Annotated in this window: 18 protein-coding genes; 7 read left to right on the plus strand and 11 right to left on the minus strand. The window is 63.6% G+C overall.

Annotated elements, in window-relative coordinates:
* The first annotated feature begins 23 nt into the window (after window positions 1-23).
* The 4 genes from SynM161_RS10785 (at window position 24) to SynM161_RS10800 (ending at window position 4,316) form a co-directional block, all read left to right on the plus strand.
* Window positions 24-1,661: an NAD(P)H-quinone oxidoreductase subunit 4 gene (locus SynM161_RS10785; RefSeq protein WP_186541414.1), complete on the plus strand. Its 1,638-nt coding sequence runs from the start codon at window positions 24-26 to the stop codon at window positions 1,659-1,661.
* Between the two features lie 67 nt (window positions 1,662-1,728).
* The gene (locus SynM161_RS10790) at window positions 1,729-2,130 is read left to right on the plus strand and encodes a lipopolysaccharide assembly protein LapA domain-containing protein (RefSeq protein WP_115160864.1); all 402 of its coding nucleotides are present in this window, start codon (window positions 1,729-1,731) and stop codon (window positions 2,128-2,130) included.
* Window positions 2,131-2,188: 58 nt separating this feature from the next.
* Window positions 2,189-3,091: a segregation/condensation protein A gene (locus tag SynM161_RS10795; RefSeq protein WP_186541418.1), complete on the plus strand. Its 903-nt coding sequence runs from the start codon at window positions 2,189-2,191 to the stop codon at window positions 3,089-3,091.
* Between the two features lie 46 nt (window positions 3,092-3,137).
* Window positions 3,138-4,316: an NDP-sugar synthase gene (locus SynM161_RS10800; RefSeq protein ID WP_115009929.1), complete on the plus strand. Its 1,179-nt coding sequence runs from the start codon at window positions 3,138-3,140 to the stop codon at window positions 4,314-4,316.
* Here the strand turns inward: SynM161_RS10800 and SynM161_RS10805 are convergent.
* The gene (locus tag SynM161_RS10805; RefSeq protein WP_115081182.1) at window positions 4,297-5,202 is read right to left on the minus strand and encodes a methylenetetrahydrofolate reductase; all 906 of its coding nucleotides are present in this window, start codon (window positions 5,200-5,202) and stop codon (window positions 4,297-4,299) included. The genes SynM161_RS10800 and SynM161_RS10805 overlap by 20 nt on opposite strands.
* Before the next feature lie 67 nt (window positions 5,203-5,269).
* Here SynM161_RS10805 and SynM161_RS10810 point away from each other — a divergent pair, with 67 nt between their 5' ends.
* Window positions 5,270-5,548 carry a helix-turn-helix transcriptional regulator gene (locus SynM161_RS10810; protein WP_186541420.1) on the plus strand — a complete coding sequence of 93 codons (279 nt, stop codon included), beginning with the start codon at window positions 5,270-5,272 and terminating at the stop codon, window positions 5,546-5,548.
* A gap of 208 nt (window positions 5,549-5,756) precedes the next feature.
* On the opposite strand, the gene SynM161_RS10815 is transcribed toward SynM161_RS10810, so the two are convergent.
* Genes SynM161_RS10815 through SynM161_RS10855 form a run of 9 tightly spaced genes read right to left on the minus strand, consistent with a single transcriptional unit; the run spans window position 5,757 to window position 13,264 of the window.
* Window positions 5,757-6,263 carry a CYTH domain-containing protein gene (locus tag SynM161_RS10815; RefSeq protein ID WP_186541421.1) on the minus strand — a complete coding sequence of 169 codons (507 nt, stop codon included), beginning with the start codon at window positions 6,261-6,263 and terminating at the stop codon, window positions 5,757-5,759.
* Window positions 6,264-6,266: 3 nt separating this feature from the next.
* Window positions 6,267-7,217 (minus strand): NAD(+) kinase, encoded by a 951-nt coding sequence (locus SynM161_RS10820; protein WP_115160870.1) that lies wholly within the window; start codon window positions 7,215-7,217, stop codon window positions 6,267-6,269.
* 18 nt (window positions 7,218-7,235) lie between these two features.
* Window positions 7,236-7,565: an NADH-quinone oxidoreductase subunit NuoK gene (gene nuoK, locus SynM161_RS10825; RefSeq protein ID WP_038552705.1), complete on the minus strand. Its 330-nt coding sequence runs from the start codon at window positions 7,563-7,565 to the stop codon at window positions 7,236-7,238.
* Window positions 7,565-8,164 carry an NADH-quinone oxidoreductase subunit J gene (locus SynM161_RS10830; protein ID WP_186541423.1) on the minus strand — a complete coding sequence of 200 codons (600 nt, stop codon included), beginning with the start codon at window positions 8,162-8,164 and terminating at the stop codon, window positions 7,565-7,567. The genes nuoK and SynM161_RS10830 overlap by 1 nt, the downstream gene beginning before the upstream one ends.
* Window positions 8,161-8,808 (minus strand): NAD(P)H-quinone oxidoreductase subunit I, encoded by a 648-nt coding sequence (ndhI, locus tag SynM161_RS10835; RefSeq protein ID WP_115009924.1) that lies wholly within the window; start codon window positions 8,806-8,808, stop codon window positions 8,161-8,163. Before ndhI ends, SynM161_RS10830 begins: the two co-directional genes overlap by 4 nt.
* A 59-nt stretch (window positions 8,809-8,867) precedes the next feature.
* A complete protein-coding gene (gene nuoH / locus SynM161_RS10840) occupies window positions 8,868-9,986 on the minus strand; it encodes an NADH-quinone oxidoreductase subunit NuoH (protein ID WP_170950528.1) in 1,119 nt (372 codons plus the stop codon).
* A gap of 27 nt (window positions 9,987-10,013) precedes the next feature.
* Window positions 10,014-11,204, minus strand: coding sequence for a citrate synthase (locus SynM161_RS10845; RefSeq protein WP_186541425.1), 1,191 nt, complete (start codon window positions 11,202-11,204; stop codon window positions 10,014-10,016).
* Window positions 11,205-11,217: 13 nt separating this feature from the next.
* Window positions 11,218-11,706 carry a phosphohistidine phosphatase SixA gene (gene sixA, locus SynM161_RS10850; RefSeq protein WP_186541427.1) on the minus strand — a complete coding sequence of 163 codons (489 nt, stop codon included), beginning with the start codon at window positions 11,704-11,706 and terminating at the stop codon, window positions 11,218-11,220.
* Window positions 11,684-13,264, minus strand: coding sequence for a DUF3352 domain-containing protein (locus SynM161_RS10855; protein ID WP_255441787.1), 1,581 nt, complete (start codon window positions 13,262-13,264; stop codon window positions 11,684-11,686). Before SynM161_RS10855 ends, sixA begins: the two co-directional genes overlap by 23 nt.
* Before the next feature lie 53 nt (window positions 13,265-13,317).
* Here SynM161_RS10855 and SynM161_RS10860 point away from each other — a divergent pair, with 53 nt between their 5' ends.
* Together SynM161_RS10860 and hrcA are read left to right on the plus strand one after the other, a co-directional pair.
* Window positions 13,318-13,674: a rhodanese-like domain-containing protein gene (locus SynM161_RS10860; protein WP_186541431.1), complete on the plus strand. Its 357-nt coding sequence runs from the start codon at window positions 13,318-13,320 to the stop codon at window positions 13,672-13,674.
* The gene (gene hrcA, locus SynM161_RS10865) at window positions 13,674-14,648 is read left to right on the plus strand and encodes a heat-inducible transcriptional repressor HrcA (protein WP_186541433.1); all 975 of its coding nucleotides are present in this window, start codon (window positions 13,674-13,676) and stop codon (window positions 14,646-14,648) included. Before SynM161_RS10860 ends, hrcA begins: the two co-directional genes overlap by 1 nt.
* A gap of 10 nt (window positions 14,649-14,658) precedes the next feature.
* Here the strand turns inward: hrcA and trpB are convergent, their stop codons facing one another.
* Window positions 14,659-15,915 (minus strand): tryptophan synthase subunit beta, encoded by a 1,257-nt coding sequence (gene trpB / locus SynM161_RS10870; protein ID WP_186541435.1) that lies wholly within the window; start codon window positions 15,913-15,915, stop codon window positions 14,659-14,661.
* Between the last annotated feature and the right edge of the window lie 79 nt (window positions 15,916-15,994).

The raw sequence follows: 15,994 nt of genomic DNA on the forward strand, positions 1-15,994 counted from the left end.
CATCCAGTGAGGATCGGATCAGCGTGTTCGAATTCGCAGTCGCCGGACTCAGCGATCCGGTGCAGGCAACCGTTCCATGGCTGAGCCTGTCGATCCTGGTGCCGATTGTGGGTGCCCTGCTGGTTCCGCTGGTTCCAGACAAAGGCGAGGGCAAACAGGTGCGCTGGTACGCCCTGATCGTGACGCTGATCACCTTCCTGATCACCGTTGCGGCCTACCTCACCGGCTATGACCCCAACCTGAGTGGTCTGCAGCTGTCCGAACGGGTGAGCTGGCTGCCGGATCTTGGACTCACCTGGGCGGTGGGAGCCGACGGGCTCTCAATGCCGTTGATCCTGCTCACCAGCTTCATCACCAGCCTGGCCTGCCTGGCGGCATGGCCGGTGAGTTTCAAACCGCGGCTGTTTTATTTCCTGCTACTGGCCATGGACGGCGGCCAGATCGCCGTCTTCGCCGTGCAGGACATGCTGCTGTTCTTCCTGGCCTGGGAGCTGGAACTGATCCCGGTGTATCTGCTGCTGGCCATCTGGGGCGGCAAGAAACGCCAGTACGCCGCAACCAAATTCATCCTCTACACCGCCGGCAGCTCCCTGTTCATCCTGTTGGCCGCCCTGGCCATGGGCTTCTTCGGCGGCGGCACCCCCAGTTTTGAGTACACCGCTCTTGCAGCCAAAGACTTCGGCACGGGCTTTCAACTGCTCTGCTACGCCGGGCTGCTGATCGCCTTCGGCGTGAAGCTTCCGATCGTGCCGTTGCACACCTGGCTGCCGGATGCCCATGGCGAAGCAACGGCACCGGTGCACATGCTGTTGGCCGGCATCCTGCTGAAGATGGGCGGCTATGCCCTGCTGCGCTTCAACTGTGAACTGCTGCCAGCGGCCCACTCTCAGTTCGCCCCACTGCTGATCGTGCTGGGGGTGGTGAACATCATTTACGCCGCCCTCACCTCCTTCGCCCAGCGCAACCTCAAGCGAAAGATCGCCTACAGCTCGATCAGCCACATGGGCTTCGTGCTGATCGGCGTGGGCAGCTTCAGTGCCCTGGGCACCAGTGGCGCCATGCTGCAGATGATCAGCCACGGCTTGATTGGCGCCAGCCTGTTCTTCCTCGTGGGTGCCACCTACGACCGCACCCACACGCTTCAGCTGGATGAGATGGGAGGCATTGGCCAGAAGATGCGCATCATGTTCGCGCTCTGGACGGTGTGTGCCCTCGCCTCCCTGGCCCTGCCCGGCATGAGCGGGTTCGTGAGCGAACTGATGGTGTTCGCTGGTTTCGCCACGGATGAGGCCTACACCCTGCCCTTCCGCGTGGTGATCTGCGGGCTGGCCGCCGTCGGCGTGATCCTCACACCGATCTATCTGCTCTCGATGCTTCGCGAGATCTTCTTCGGCAAGGAGAAAGAGGAGCTGGTGTCCCACACCAACCTGGTGGATGCGGAGCCGCGCGAGGTGTACATCATCGGCTGCCTGCTGGTGCCGATCATCGGAATCGGGCTGTACCCCAAGCTGATGACCGATAGCTACCGCAGCTCGATCGAAGCCCTGGTGAACCGAAACCTGGGTGCGATGGAACAGGTGATCTCACCAACGGCCCCCTTGATTCGAGGTCAGGCGCCCGTTCCAGCAGTCATCCAAGCCCCCGCCGTGCGCGCGTCATAAATCACGTATCGATTCCGATTCATTCCCAGCCAACCGTCCGTAAGTTCCAGGGGAACGCTCCCCTGCCATGCGTCAGATCAACTTCGGCCTGATCTTCAGCTTCGGCCTGATCACGGTGTTCTTCACCCTGGCGAACACCAGCCCAACAACAGTTCACGTGTTGCCCGGGGTCGAGTACACCCTGCCTTTGGCGGGTCTGCTGCTGCTGGCAGCGGGGTTGGGAGCCGTGTCGGCCTGGTTCTTCGCCGCCTGGACCGGGATGCTCAACAACGTTGAACAGTTCAGCAAGGCGAACGAATACGAGGCCCAGCAGGTGCGGATCCAGGAACTGGAGACCGACCTCAGCCGCTACCGCTCCACCGTTGAAACCCAGCTGGGCCTCCTCCCGGCCACCACCGTCAGCGCGACCAGTGCCGAGAGCGATGACAGCGACCAGGCGGAGGTCACCGATGCCAGCAGCGCGGCCTGAGGCAGCACTGGCGACACCGGTTGAGGACCGATACCTTGCCGGGAAAGGGTGAATTGACTTGCTCAAGGTGGCCCCCAACGACGGCGCTGATGCTGGAGCCCGCCTTGCGATTCGGCTGCTGCAGGACGCAGCGGAGCGGGGTGATCTCGATCCCTGGGATGTGGATGTGATTGCCGTCATCGACGGCTTTCTGGATCAACTCCGGCAACGCATCGAAGTTCCCGGGCAGGTGGCAGCCGCCTTGGCGGGACGGGGTGGCAGCTACGAACGGGACCTGGCTGATAGCAGCGAAGCCTTCCTGGCCGCCTCCGTGCTGGTGGGACTCAAGGCGGAGATGCTTGAAACCAGCATGTTGCCGCCGCCGCCTGAAGTCGAAGATCACTTCGATGCCGACTTCGATGAGCAAGGCTGGCTGGATCCGGCCTTTGATCTGCCCCGACGGCCGGAACGTCATCTGCAGCGGCGACCCGTGGCACCCCCGCCCTTGCGTCGGCCCGTCACCCTCGGGGAGCTGATCGAACAGCTGGAAACAATTGCCGAGCAGCTGGAATCAGACGAACTCGAGGCACGCCGCCGCAAACGGCAGAAGCGCTACAGCAACCGTGAAGCCATCGCCCAGGTGGCCGGACTGGCCCACCGCGAAAAGCTGCCGGAAACAACCGCAGCACTGGGGGTGTTTCTGAACGGTTGGGAGACCGCCCTGGACTGGGTGGGCTTCGATCAACTGGTGGATCAGTGGGAGGTGGCCGCCGCGGCGGACCTGGACCGTGACCGGGTCGGGGTGTTCTGGGCTCTGCTGTTTCTCTCCTCCCAGGGCCGGGTTGAGCTGGAGCAGGAGGGTTGGCTCCACGGACCGCTGCGACTGAAATTCATCCCCGCGAGTGGCACTGCAACGCAACTGCCGATCCGCAGCCTTCAGGTGCCAGATCCGTCGCCGACCCGGACGGTCGTGGCGGCCTAAGACCGGGTCTATGGTCACTACCTTGTAATGACCCGACCAAACGCCAATGAAGGCGATGATTCTGGCGGCTGGTAAGGGGACGCGGGTCCAACCGATCACCCATGTGATCCCCAAGCCCATGATTCCGATCCTGCAGAAGCCGGTGATGGAATTTCTGCTGGAACTGCTCAAGGAGCACGGTTTCACCGAGGTGATGGTGAACGTCTCCCACCTGGCCGAAGAGATTGAAAATTACTTCCGGGATGGGCAGCGTTTCGGGGTTGAAATTGCCTACAGCTTTGAAGGACGGATTGAAGACGGCGAACTGATCGGCAGTGCCCTGGGGTCTGCTGGCGGGCTCAAAAAAATCCAGGATTTCCAGCACTTCTTTGACGACACCTTCGTGGTGCTCTGCGGCGATGCGCTGATCGACCTTGATCTCAGCGAAGCGGTACGCCTACACAAAGAGAAGGGTGCGATCGCCAGCCTCGTCACCAAACGGGTCCCAAAGGATCAGGTGAGCAGCTACGGCGTAGTGGTCACCGATGACCAGAACAGAATTTCAAGCTTCCAGGAAAAGCCCAGCGTCGACGAAGCCCTCAGCGACACGATCAACACCGGCATCTACATCTTTGAGCCGGAGATCTTTGAACACATCCCTTCGGGGCAGTCCTTCGACATCGGCTCGGATCTGTTCCCGAAACTGGCCGAGCTCGGTGCACCCTTCTATGCCATCCCGATGGATTTCGAATGGGTGGATATCGGCAAGGTTCCCGACTACTGGCAAGCCATCCGCAGCGTGTTGATGGGTGACGTCCGTCAGGTGGGCATCCCCGGCAAGGAGGTGCGTCCCGGGGTTTACACCGGTCTGAATGTGGCCGCCAACTGGGACAAGATCAACGTCACCGGCCCCGTCTACGTGGGCGGCATGACCAAGATCGAAGATGGCGCAACGATCGTTGGGCCCACCATGATCGGCCCCAGCTGTCACATCTGTGAGGGCGCCACGGTCGACAACTCGATCATCTTCGACTACTCACGTATCGGCCCCGGCGTGCAGCTGCTCGAGAAGCTGGTGTTCGGCCGCTACTGCGTGGGCAAGGACGGTGATCACTTCGACCTGCAGGAGGCCTCGCTCGACTGGCTGATCACCGATGCCCGTCGTCAGGACCTTGTGGAGCCTTCCCCGCAGCAGAAAGCCATGGCGGAGCTGCTCGGCACCGACCTCACCCAGGCAGCGAGCTGAGTCCGGCGCGATCCAGGATCAACGGGATGCGCTCCTCGGCCTTGATTGCCATCAGGTGCACGCCACGAACGATGCCGAGATAGCGCTTCACCTGTTCAGCGGCGATGGCCACGCCCTCCATGGCGGGATTCTCGGCGCACTCCAGCCGATGGATCAACGCATCGGGGATGCAGGCTCCCGGCACAACGCGGTTGATGAACCGGGCATTCTTGGCTGACTTCAGCAGAAACACGCCAGCGAGCACGGGCAGACCCAGGGGGCCGGCCAGTTCGTGCTGGAAGCGCTCGAGCGCTTCAGGGTCCATCACCATCTGGGTTTGAACGAAGCGGGCTCCCGCCGCCTGCTTGCGCTGCAACCGGCGCTGGAGACCGCTCCAGCTCCTCGATTGTGGGTCGGCGGCACACCCGGCAAACAGCGTGGTCGCCCCATCCGGCAGGGTGCCCTGCACGGGATCCACACCCCGATTGAGGGCGTCCACCTGCTGCAGAAGCTTCACCGACTCGAACTCATTCACCGGCCGAGCATCCGCCTGATCGCCCGCCCGCACTGGATCACCTGTGAGACACAACAGGTTGCGGATCCCCAAGGCATGGGCCCCGAGCAGGTCGGCCTGGAGGGCGATGCGGTTGCGGTCCCGGCAGGCCATCTGCAACACCGGCTCCAGACCGGCCTCAAGCAGCAACTTGCAGGAGGCCAGGCTGCTCATCCGCATGACAGCCCGACTGCCATCGGTCACATTCACCGCATGGACACGGCCTTGCAGCGATGCGGCCATGGCCAGCATGTGCGAGGAGTCGGCTCCGCGGGGAGGCATCACCTCAGCCGTGAGCACCTGATCCCCGGCCTCAATTGCGCGCTGCAGCGCCGTGCTCAAATCCCGTTCCATTTCACCGGCCCACTATGCAGGATCAGACCGGTCGTCCGGACTAGCATGATCCCAACGGTGGTCGCCCATGTCCTCCCTCGACGGTACCGATCCTCTGGAGATCTCCCTCTCTGCCAGGGAGGTCGAGATCATCGAGCTCGTGGCCGAAGGACTGACCAATCAGGAAATCGCTGACCGTCTCACCATCAGCAAACGAACGGTGGACAACCATGTGAGCAACGTGTTCACCAAGACCGGCTCGAAGAACCGGGTGGCGCTGCTCAATTGGGCCATGGACAACGGCAAGATCTGCCGGGACGGCTTCAACTGTTGCGTCCTTCCAGAACACGATCCCCCCTCAGCCTGATCGTGGAACTGACAGGCTCCGGCAAGCTTTGAAGGGACGTGGGGCCCACAGGGATCTGAAACAGCGTGGCGTATTCCAAACAGGCCTCCACGCTGGAGCCTGCAAAGCGAAGCATTCCAGTTGTGTCGTACAGACCCACCACTGGAAGGAGCCACCAATCAGAACCCCTCAAAGCTAAAGGAAATCTGAAGACAAATCCAGTCCGGTCTTACGTCAGGCCTAAACGTCGACGCTGCGCCTCAGGCCAGGACTGAACCGGATGTTGGGCCAGCACCGCATTGCTCCAGCGGGACTCCCCAGTGATCTCCTCGCCGCACCAGGGCGGAATCCGGAGCTCCGCCTGGGCCGATGCCAGCTCCACCTCCGCCAGCACCAAGGGGGCATTCTCGCCCTGGAAACAATCCACCACCCAGTCACCACCCGGGCAATCCAAGGCGTAGCGGACTTTGTCCAGGCGATGCGGCGCCAGATCCCAGAGGGCTTCGGCGTCCGCCACGGGAATCGGGTATTCGAACTCGTGGCGGACCAGGCCAACGGCATCAGCCGCCGCCTTCAGGGTGAGCCAGGCCTGATCCAATCCGCGCAGGCGCATCCGCACCGTCACACCGTCGGCACTGGCGGCCAGGTAGCCCTGACGCAGCGGCTGTGCGGGGCCGGCACTGCTGCGCCAGGCGTCCGACCGCACCAGAAAGCGCCGTTCAATCTCAAGGGCCATGGCTCAATTCTGCGAGGGCTGAGACGCGTGCAGGCTTCCCGCCCAATGCAGCTTGTGGGAGAGGGTTCGGTAATACGACGGGCTTTGATTGAGCAACACCATCAGGGCATGGTGGCGCGCCTGCTGAACAACACAGCACTCACCAGGCTCCAGCACCGTGCAGCCCACACCGTCCTTCCAAAGCTTGATGCGGTGATCCCCAGCCCCCAGGGGCCAGATCGCCAACCTGGCCCGGGGCGGCACCACCAGCGTTCGGCTGGAGAGGCTCATCGGGCAGATCGGGGCAACGATGATGGCATCGATTCCGGGATGAAGAATCGGTCCCCCTGCCGCCAGGGCGTACCCGGTGGACCCCGTGGGCGTGGAGAGGATCAGGCCATCACCACGCACCTGGTCGATCACTTCCCCATCGATCTCGAGCTCCAGGGTGCAGGTGGGCGAAATCTCATCGCGGTAGGCCCGCAGGTAGAAGTCGTTGAAGGCCCAGTGGTGCTCTTCATCGTCTTCGAGATCCGGCTGCTGCAAAGGACCCGGCGAAGCCGCTCGATCTTCCGCGGAGCGGCGATCCACCATCGCCTGAAGCATCATGCGCCGTTCGATCGCGAACTGATCGTCCTGAAGGCGTTGCCAGATCTGATCGCCGCGCAACACACGCCGGTCATGGGTGAGAAAGCCCAGATGGCCTCCCACATTGATGCTAAGGATCGGGATGTCATGCACCGCCAGGTGGCGGGCAGCCCCAAGCACCGTTCCATCCCCCCCCAGCACCAGCGCCAGGTCGGGCAACGACTCCTCAACAGCCAGCAGGCCTGGGAAAGGATTCACCCGCGGCCCCGACATCGCCGTGACCACGTGGGAGCCGAGAGCTTTCAGCTCCTTGGCACATTGCCGGGCTTCACGCTGGGCAGGCTGGCTGTCGGCCCGATAGATCACCCAGACCCGATCGAGACGCATGACCCAGGTGTGCGGGGGTTACCAGCGCAGCAGGTTGAACTGCTCCATGTCGACGGTAACGCGATTGCGATAAAGCGACAGCAGGATCGCCAGACCGACAGCGGCCTCAGCGGCAGCCACCGTGATCACGAACACAGCAAAGACCTGGCCGCGAATCAGATCACCATCCACGAAGGAGGAGAAGGCCATCAGGTTGATGTTCACGGCGTTGAGCATCAGCTCAATGCTCATCAGCACGCGCACCGCATTGCGGCTGTTGATCAGACCCCAGACGCCGATGCAGAAGAGCATCGCGGCCACCAGGAGATAGGCCTGCAGTGAGGGAAGCGTGGCAAGGAAATCGCTCATCAGTCCGCTCGATTCATCAGCAAGGGAGTACGGGCCTTCTCAATCAGGCCTTGATCGGCCACCTCACCGGTGACCACATCGGTGGCCAGCACATCACGACGGGCCAAGACGATGGCGCCGATCATGGCCATCAGCAGCAGCACCGATGCCACCTCGAAGGGCAAGAGGTAATCAGTGAACAGGTGCTCACCAATGCGGGCCGTGGCTTCCTCACCCACGGCGGCAGGACCGGGCAGCGACCAGGGGGTGGTGACCACAACACGAACCAGCAACGCCAGCAGACCGGCGCAAACGCCGGCGGACACCACACGGCGCGTGGTGAGGTTGGCGATGGACTTGAGATCTTCCCGCTTGTTGACGAGCATGATCGCGAACAGGATCAACACGTTGATCGCGCCCACGTACACCAGGATCTGGGCCATGGCCACGAAACTGGCGTTCAGCAGCAGGTAGAGCCCTGCAACGGCGGTGAACACCCCGCCCAGCAGGAAGGCGGAATAAACGATGTTGCTAAGCAGCACCACGCCAAGGGCGCCGATCACCACAACGGCGGACAGCACCAGAAAACAGATCAGCTCGGTAGTTGTCGCGATGGTCATGCGTCGCCCTCCTTGGCCTCACTGGAGGATTGTCCCTCATTCTTGGCAGAGGACTTGGCAGGAGGGGTGAGGGTCTCCAACACCTGAGACGGCAGCTGACCAGCCCGGGGACGATCGGCGGCAACACCGTGGGGATCCATCTCGCCCGCCGGCAGATAGGCGAGTTCCCTGAGGGGAACAACGGAGGGGTCGGTGGTGACGCTGGTGGGAAGGCGTCCGAGGGCTACGTTGTCATAGTTGAGGCTGTGGCGATCAAAAGCCGCCAGCTCGTACTCCTCAGTCATCGAGAGGCAGTTGGTGGGGCAGTACTCGACGCAGTTGCCGCAGAAAATGCAAACACCGAAGTCGATGGAGTAGTTGCGCAGCTCCTTCTTCTTCGTGGCCTTGTTCATCACCCAATCGACCACCGGAAGATTGATCGGGCAGACCCGCACGCACACCTCACAGGCGATGCACTTGTCGAACTCGTAGTGAATCCGGCCCCGATAACGCTCGGAAGGAATGAGCTTCTCGTAGGGGTACTGCACCGTGACCGGACGGCGCTGCATGTGGTCGAAGGTGACCGAAAAGCCTTGGGCCAGATTCCGGGCTGCATCGACTGCATCCCGGGTGTAATCACCGACCTGTTTGAGGAAGCCGAACATGGTCTGAAGCGGAGAGAACGAAGCGGAGCCGGGAGCGAAGAAATCCTAGGTAGGAAAACCTAGCCGCCGAATGCAACGGGGAATGCGAGCTTGAGGGCCGCTGTCACCAGCAGGTTCACCAGGGACAGGGGCAGCAGGAACTTCCAGCCGAGATCGAGCAGCTGGTCAATGCGCACGCGGGGGGTGGTCCAGCGCAGCAGGATCGCCACGAACACCAGCAGATAGGCCTTGAGCACCGTCATCACGATGCCAACGGTGCCCGTGATGACCTGCACCACGGGGGCATCGATGGGCTGGTTCAACCAGCCGGCCAGCCACTCCACAGGAATCGGGAAGCCCCAACCACCGAGATACAGAACGCTGACCAGGACGGCCGAGAGCACCAGGTTGATGTAACCCGCCAGGTAGAAGAGGGCGAACTTCATGCCCGCGTACTCGGTCTGATAGCCGGCGACCAGCTCTTCCTCAGCTTCGGGAAGGTCGAAGGGCAGCCGCTCACACTCGGCCAGGGCGCAGATCCAAAAAATCAGGAAGCCCACCGGCTGGCGCCAGATGTTCCAGCTCAAGATTCCGGCACCGGTCTGCTGACCCACGATGTCGACCGTGCTCAGCGAGTTGGTCATCATCACGATGGCCAGCACCGCCAGAGCCAGGGGAATCTCGTAGCTGATCGATTGAGCCGCGGCCCGCAGCCCACCGAGCAGCGAGTACTTGTTGTTGGAGGCATAGCCGCTCATCAGCAAGCCGATCGGCTGGATGCTGCTGAAGGCGATCCAGAGGAAGATCCCCACGCCCACATTGCTAATCAGCAGGTTCTGGCCGAAAGGAATGATCAGCCAAGAGATGATCACCGGCACCACCACCAGCACCGGGCCGAGGGTGAACAGCAGGCTGTCGGCCCGCGCCGGGATGATGTCTTCCTTGACGAGCAGCTTGAGGCCGTCAGCCAGGGGCTGAAGCACGCCCAGGGCACCGGCGTACTCCGGACCGATTCGCTGCTGGACAGCGGCGGAAATCTTGCGTTCCAGCCACACAGAAACCAGCACACCCACCACTGCAGCCACCAGAACCAGCAGCATCGGCAGCGGCAGCCAAAGCAGCCTCGCCACCTCCGGGGAGAAGCCAAACCCTTGCAGGGCCTGGCTAAAGCTCAATTCCAGGTCCAATCCCGGACTCACCATGGTGTCGACGGAAGTGGGTGCAACTTAGGCGGCCGGAGCCGAGACGCGCTCCTCAATGGGCATCCAGGAGCGTGGCTGGGATCCGGAGTAGATCTGCGAAGGCCGGAAAATCCGGTTTGCCCCGAGCTGCTCCCGCCAATGGGCCAGCCAGCCGGCAACCCTGGCAATGGCGAAAACCGGCGTGAACAGATCCCTGGGGATGCCGAGCTTGCGGTACACCAGGCCCGAATAGAAATCGACGTTGGGATAGATGCCTTTGGGGCCGAGACGGGACGCTGCTTCTGCTTCGATCGCCCGGGCCACGTCGTAGAGGTCGTCATGGCCGAAGCTGGCGAACATCTCCTCCACCAGGGCCTGCAGGATCACGGCACGGGGATCCTTCACCTTGTATTCCCGGTGGCCGAAGCCCATAATTTTGCGCTTGGCCGCGATGGCTTCATCCAGGAAAGCGCCAGCGTTCTCGGGACTGCCCACCTGCTCGAGCATGGCGAGGACATCTTCATTGGCGCCGCCATGGAGTGGGCCCGCCAGGGTGCCCACGGCTGAAGCCACCACGGCGTAGGGGTCGGTGAGGGTGCTGGCGGTGACCCGGGCACTGAAGGTGCTGGCGTTGAGGCTGTGCTCGGCATGGAGCATCAGGCAGCGATCAAAGATCCGCGCCGCCAGGGGATCCGGCTCACGTTCGGTGAGCATGTAGAGGAAATTGGCGGAGTAAGCCAGATCATCCCGGGGCTGGATTGGGTCCTGGCCTTTGCGGATCAGCTGAAAAGCGGCCACCATCGTGGGGATCTTGGCGATCAGCCGCACCACCGCGTCATAGATGTACTGCGGGTCGTCGATCGCCCGGCGCGAATAGAACAGCCCCAGGGAAGCAGCACTGGACTGCAGCGCGTCCATCGGATGGCCGCTGGCCGGGAAGCACTTCATCATGTCCCGCACCCGGAAGCTGACCCGCCGGTGCATCTGCACCGCGTGCTCAAACTCCGCAAGCTGGTCGCGGCTGGGCAGCTCTCCCCAGATCAGCAGATAAGCCGTTTCCAGAAAACTGCTGTTGGCCGCCAGATCCTGCATCGGATAGCCGCGGTAGGTGAGCAGCCCTTGCTCTCCATCGATGTCGCAGATCGCCGACTGGGTGGCCGGCACGCCATCCAGGCCTGGACGCAGTTCGATCCCGGTCCGCGCATGGCGCAGGTCGCCTATCTGCTGCTGGGCCACCGCCTGATTGCCTCTAAGAGCAACCTAAATCGTCAATCAACAGTGCTGGCCGAAGCAAGGCCTTCAACTGCCACTGGCCCGCGGAACGACGCAGCTGAATCACGCCGGCTTTCTTCAGCACCAGGGATCCCGGGGCACACCCCAGAAGACCGCAGGCCAGATCTCCTAGATCCGGCTCATGACCGACCAAGCCAAGCCGTTGATCAAAGGCGGTCACCAGCATGTTGAGGTCCCCTCCCGGCTGGAGCCGTTCATCCACCGCGAGTTCAGAAGCGAGCCCCGCCTCCAACGCCAGTTCCGCCGTTTGCAGAGCCCGGCGATAGGGGCTGGACAGCAATCGATCCACGCGCAGCCCCCGTTGCACGAGGGCCGCCATCACCCGCTGGGTTCGCTGACGGCCAGCGGCGGTCAGGGGGCGATCCGGATGGTCCTGGCCCGCCTGGCGGGGTTCGGCGATGCCATGCCGCAACAGAACCAGGTCAGCCGAGTTCGAGCCGGGCATGCAAGGGAATCTCGGTACTGCCTTGCTCCTGACGATCAACGTCGACGGCCACCGCAAGGCCGCGGACCTGATCCTGAAGCGGTCGCCCCGCCATCACCTGCAGCAGGGCCCAAGGCCGCCATTGCCCCAACAGTGCGCGGGCCGGCTCATCCGCCAGCAGGAGGGCCTGCGCTGGTTGGGCGGAGGCTGTGAGCTCCTGCCACTGGCTCAAGCGGGGCTGGAGGGCACGCCCGTTCTGACGCTGCGCCAGAGCCATCAAGGACTCGCCCCACCAGTTCAGCGCAGACGAGCGCACCTGAGCCACGGCCAATTGAGCATCCACCCCAGGCTGGCGTCCCCGCTGGCGCACCAGCCGCGTCCACACGCTCAACACCTCGCCATCCCCCTCCAGCTCAGAACGGGTCAGACCCTGCTCCTGCAAACGCGCATCCACCGCATCCCTGGCGGGAGTTTGCGGGCGGGTGGCCAGCAGCCAGCCCTCGGGTTGGTCCTGCCAGAGGAGAGGGCCAGCATCGGCCCCCACAACAGCATCGGCCGCCGGCTGGTCCGCCAAGTACTGCTTCAGCACCGGAGCGAACCATTGGGCCAGCGGATGGCTTTCGCTGGGATCCAACAAACGGGCTGGACTCTGCAGCTGAGCCAGCCAGCGGGCATGGCCGCCCGCCGACGCCGTCAGATCCGTGAGCCCAGGCCAGGGGTCGGTACCAAGGGCTTGCCGGAACCCGAGGCGCCCATCCACCGCCAGGGTTGAACCCTCCGGTCGCAGTGATGCCACGAGTCCGCTCAGATCGTCCCGTTGGGCCACCAGCTCAGGCAGCTGCAGCCAATGCTCAAGGGCGTGGGGAGATGCCGTGAGCAGAGCCACGCCTTCGCCGAGCTCAGCCACCTGAGCTTGCAGGCGTTGATCGCCCAGCTGATGCTGATCCGGAAGCTGGGAGACATCGAGTGCCTGCTCCAGCACACCCCGGCCTGAGGCCACGAGGAGCAGATCGTCGTCAATCAGGGCCGTAGCCAGGGGTTGGGGGTCCTGCCCCACCAACGCTCCCTGACCGCTGATCACACCGATACCGCGGTAGCTGCTGATCTGCAGGTCGGTGCCCGCCAGGCTGCGGGTCTGCCAGAACCGTTGCAGAAAACGCCGGGCGCCGTCGTCATCCCGACTCGTCAAAGCCAACACCCAACCGGCGTTGGAATCACCATCGGTGAGGGTGAGACTGACCTCCTCGCCAAGCCAGGGCTCCAGCTCAAGACCGAACTGGAGGCCCGCCAAAGCAAAGACCCCTTCGCGCCACTGCCGGGCGCCATCACGGGCATCGCGGCGTTGGGAGGCAGGGGCAACGGCCTGGGCATAGGCCGGCAACCGTCCTGGATCGGCCAACCAATGGAGGGACAAGTCAGCATCCCGAGGCACAAACCGGGCCGCCCGAGGCAGATGCAACGGCTGCTCTGCCAGCTGCAGGGGGCTCTGGCGGTTCATGGTCCAGAGCAGGCCAACGGCCAGCAAAATCAGCGACAACAGCACAGCGCCGGCAGCGCTGAGGAAGGGGCGGGCCTTCATGGGCCGGCGGTCTCGAGTCGCCTCATCTTTGTCCATCACCGCAGAATGGCGCCATGGGCCAATCCCAACAACCACAACCAATCCAAGCCTCTGAACTGCAGCAATGGCTGCAAAGCGAGCGACCGTCACCGCAGCTGGTGGATGTGCGCGAGGAGGCTGAGCTTGCGATCGCTGCCTTCCCCGGTGCGGTGCTGCACCGCCCCCTGAGCCAATCCAATGCATGGCTTGGAACACTGCAGGCCGACCTCAACCCAGATCAACCCGTCGTGGTGGTCTGCCATGCCGGCGTGCGCAGCTACCACTTCGGCCTGTGGCTGCTGGACCAACCCTGGGGCCTTGAGGTGTGGAACCTTGAAGGAGGCATTGATGCCTGGAGCCTTCAGGTGGATCCAAGAGTTCCCCGCTACTGATGAGCAAGCCCCTGTCCCTTCGGCAAGAACAGGTGCTTCAGGCGACGGTGCACCACTACGTCGACACGATGGAGCCGGTGGGCAGCCGCACCCTGGTGCAACGCTTCGGCATCCCCGCCAGCTCCGCCACCGTTCGCTCCGCCATGGGGGCACTTGAGCGCCGAGGACTGCTGCATCAACCGCACACCTCCGCCGGACGCGTTCCCAGTCCGATGGGATACCGGCACTACGTGGATGCGCTGCTGCCGGAACCCGGCATCGCTGTTCAACACCTGGAACGGGAGCTCACCGGCCTCAGTCTTCGTTGGGCCGGTTTGGACGACCTGCTGATGCATCTGGCCCGGCGGCTGACGGATTTCACCGGTCTGATGAGCCTGATCACCCAACCGCAGCACGAGAACCAGCAACTGGAGACGATTCGTTTGGTGCCCAGCGGTGATCGACTGCTGGTGATGCTGGTGGAAGCCAATGGCCGTGCCAGCCACCTCAACCTGCGTCTGCCCCACGGGGCTGAAGCCGAACTCACCGCGATGGAACGCTGGGCGTCGGCCCAGCTCGAGCAGGGCGACCTGAACTGGGACGCACTGCCCAGGCAGCTGCAACGCAGCGGCGCTGTGCTGCGCAACGCCCTTGAGCAGCCCACCCCCGCCAATTCCACACAGGTGGTGGTGCATGGCCTTTCCAGGCTGGTGAGCGAACCGGAATTTGAAAGCACCTCAAGCCTTCGGCCGCTGCTGGAACTGATCGATGACCAACCAGCCACCTTGATCAGCCGCGGTGAATCCGCACGGGTGTGGATCGGCGACGAACATCCTCAGCCAGCCCTGGAGGCCTGTGCTGTGGTTCAGGCTCCATACCGCTGCAACGAGGGGCTCGGCCATGTGGCCCTGGTGGGGCCGATGCGGATGGCCTATGCCACGGCCCGAGCCGCCGTGCAGCGGGTGGCCCGGCACCTGGAATTGCTGCTGGCCTGAGGCCCGCTCCTTAGAGCTGATCCCCCAGCTTCTCCGCCACGGTGTTGACGTCCTTGTCGCCGCGGCCTGAGCAGTTGATCACCACTTCCGTGCCATCGGCCAGGGTGGGGCAAAGCTGCTCAAGCCAGGCGAAGGCATGGGCGGTTTCCAGGGCCGGAATGATGCCCTCAAGCTCACTCACAAGGCGCAGGGCATCGAGGGCCTGTTGGTCGGTGACTGCGGCGTACTCGGCACGCCCGATCTCCCGCAGGTAGCTGTGCTCCGGCCCCACTCCGGGGTAATCGAGGCCTGCACTGATGGAGTGGGCCTCCATCACCTGACCGTCTCCGTCCTGCAGCAGCAGGCTCATGGCGCCGTGCAGCACACCGGCACGGCCCTCGGTGATCGTCGCGGCGTGGCGACCGGTGGCCACACCATCACCGGCGGCCTCAACACCAATCAGCCGCACGGATGTGTCCTGCACAAATGGATGGAACAGGCCCATGGCATTGGAGCCACCGCCAACGCAGGCCATCAGCACGTCTGGCAGCCGGCCGAAGGCGTCCTGACACTGCTGCTTGGACTCCTCACCGATCACGGCATGGAAATCCCGCACCAACATCGGATAGGGGTGAGGCCCTGCGACGGATCCAAGGATGTAGTGGGTGGTCTCGACGTTGGTCACCCAGTCGCGGATCGCTTCACTGGTGGCGTCCTTGAGGGTGGCGGTTCCGGCCGTCACCGGTTGCACCGTGGCGCCCAGCAGGCGCATGCGGAAGACATTGAGGGCCTGACGGCGCATGTCTTCAGCGCCCATGTAGATCACGCACTCCAAGCCGAAGCGAGCACAGACCGTGGCCGTGGCGACGCCGTGCTGCCCCGCACCGGTCTCGGCAATGATCCGTTTCTTGCCCATTCGCAGGGCCAGAAGGGCCTGCCCCAGGGCGTTGTTGATCTTGTGGGCACCGGTGTGGTTCAGGTCTTCCCGCTTGAGCCAAATGCGGGGGCCACCGTCGGCGCGGCGGTAGTGGGCGGTGAGACGCTCGGCCTCATACAACGGTGTCGCCCGGCCGACGTAGTTCTTCAGCAGGCGGTTGAGCTCGGCGGTGAAAGCGGGATCGTTCCAGGCCTGGGCCGCTGCCTGCTCCAGTTCCGCCAGGGCCGGCATCAGGGTCTCGGGCACGTACTGACCGCCGAACCGTCCAAAGCGACCGTGGGCACCTGGGCGCACCGCTGGCTGCAGGCGGGAGGGATCCGGAGTGCTGGCGTTGGGCAGGGTGCTGGTCACGGATCCACGGCGGAGCGTCGGCTCAGCGTAAGCAGGCGGTCACGCCATGGGGCGCCGCATCGGCGCTCATCGACAATGC

The organism is Synechococcus sp. M16.1 (assembly GCF_014279895.1).
Lineage (GTDB): Bacteria > Cyanobacteriota > Cyanobacteriia > PCC-6307 > Cyanobiaceae > Parasynechococcus.

Bases quoted from the DNA above. Each gene is read 5' to 3' on its own strand.
- SynM161_RS10790 (WP_115160864.1), top strand. From the start codon at position 1,729: ATGCGTCAGATCAACTTCGGCCTGATCTTCAGCTTCGGCCTGATCACG.
- SynM161_RS10800 (WP_115009929.1), top strand. From the start codon at position 3,138: ATGAAGGCGATGATTCTGGCGGCTGGTAAGGGGACGCGGGTCCAACCG.
- SynM161_RS10805 (WP_115081182.1), bottom strand. From the start codon at position 5,202: ATGGAACGGGATTTGAGCACGGCGCTGCAGCGCGCAATTGAGGCCGGG.
- SynM161_RS10810 (WP_186541420.1), top strand. From the start codon at position 5,270: ATGTCCTCCCTCGACGGTACCGATCCTCTGGAGATCTCCCTCTCTGCC.
- SynM161_RS10815 (WP_186541421.1), bottom strand. From the start codon at position 6,263: ATGGCCCTTGAGATTGAACGGCGCTTTCTGGTGCGGTCGGACGCCTGG.
- SynM161_RS10820 (WP_115160870.1), bottom strand. From the start codon at position 7,217: ATGCGTCTCGATCGGGTCTGGGTGATCTATCGGGCCGACAGCCAGCCT.
- nuoK (WP_038552705.1), bottom strand. From the start codon at position 7,565: ATGAGCGATTTCCTTGCCACGCTTCCCTCACTGCAGGCCTATCTCCTG.
- SynM161_RS10830 (WP_186541423.1), bottom strand. From the start codon at position 8,164: ATGACCATCGCGACAACTACCGAGCTGATCTGTTTTCTGGTGCTGTCC.
- ndhI (WP_115009924.1), bottom strand. From the start codon at position 8,808: ATGTTCGGCTTCCTCAAACAGGTCGGTGATTACACCCGGGATGCAGTC.
- sixA (WP_186541427.1), bottom strand. From the start codon at position 11,706: ATGCCCGGCTCGAACTCGGCTGACCTGGTTCTGTTGCGGCATGGCATC.
- SynM161_RS10855 (WP_255441787.1), bottom strand. From the start codon at position 13,264: ATGAAGGCCCGCCCCTTCCTCAGCGCTGCCGGCGCTGTGCTGTTGTCG.
- SynM161_RS10860 (WP_186541431.1), top strand. From the start codon at position 13,318: ATGGGCCAATCCCAACAACCACAACCAATCCAAGCCTCTGAACTGCAG.
- hrcA (WP_186541433.1), top strand. From the start codon at position 13,674: ATGAGCAAGCCCCTGTCCCTTCGGCAAGAACAGGTGCTTCAGGCGACG.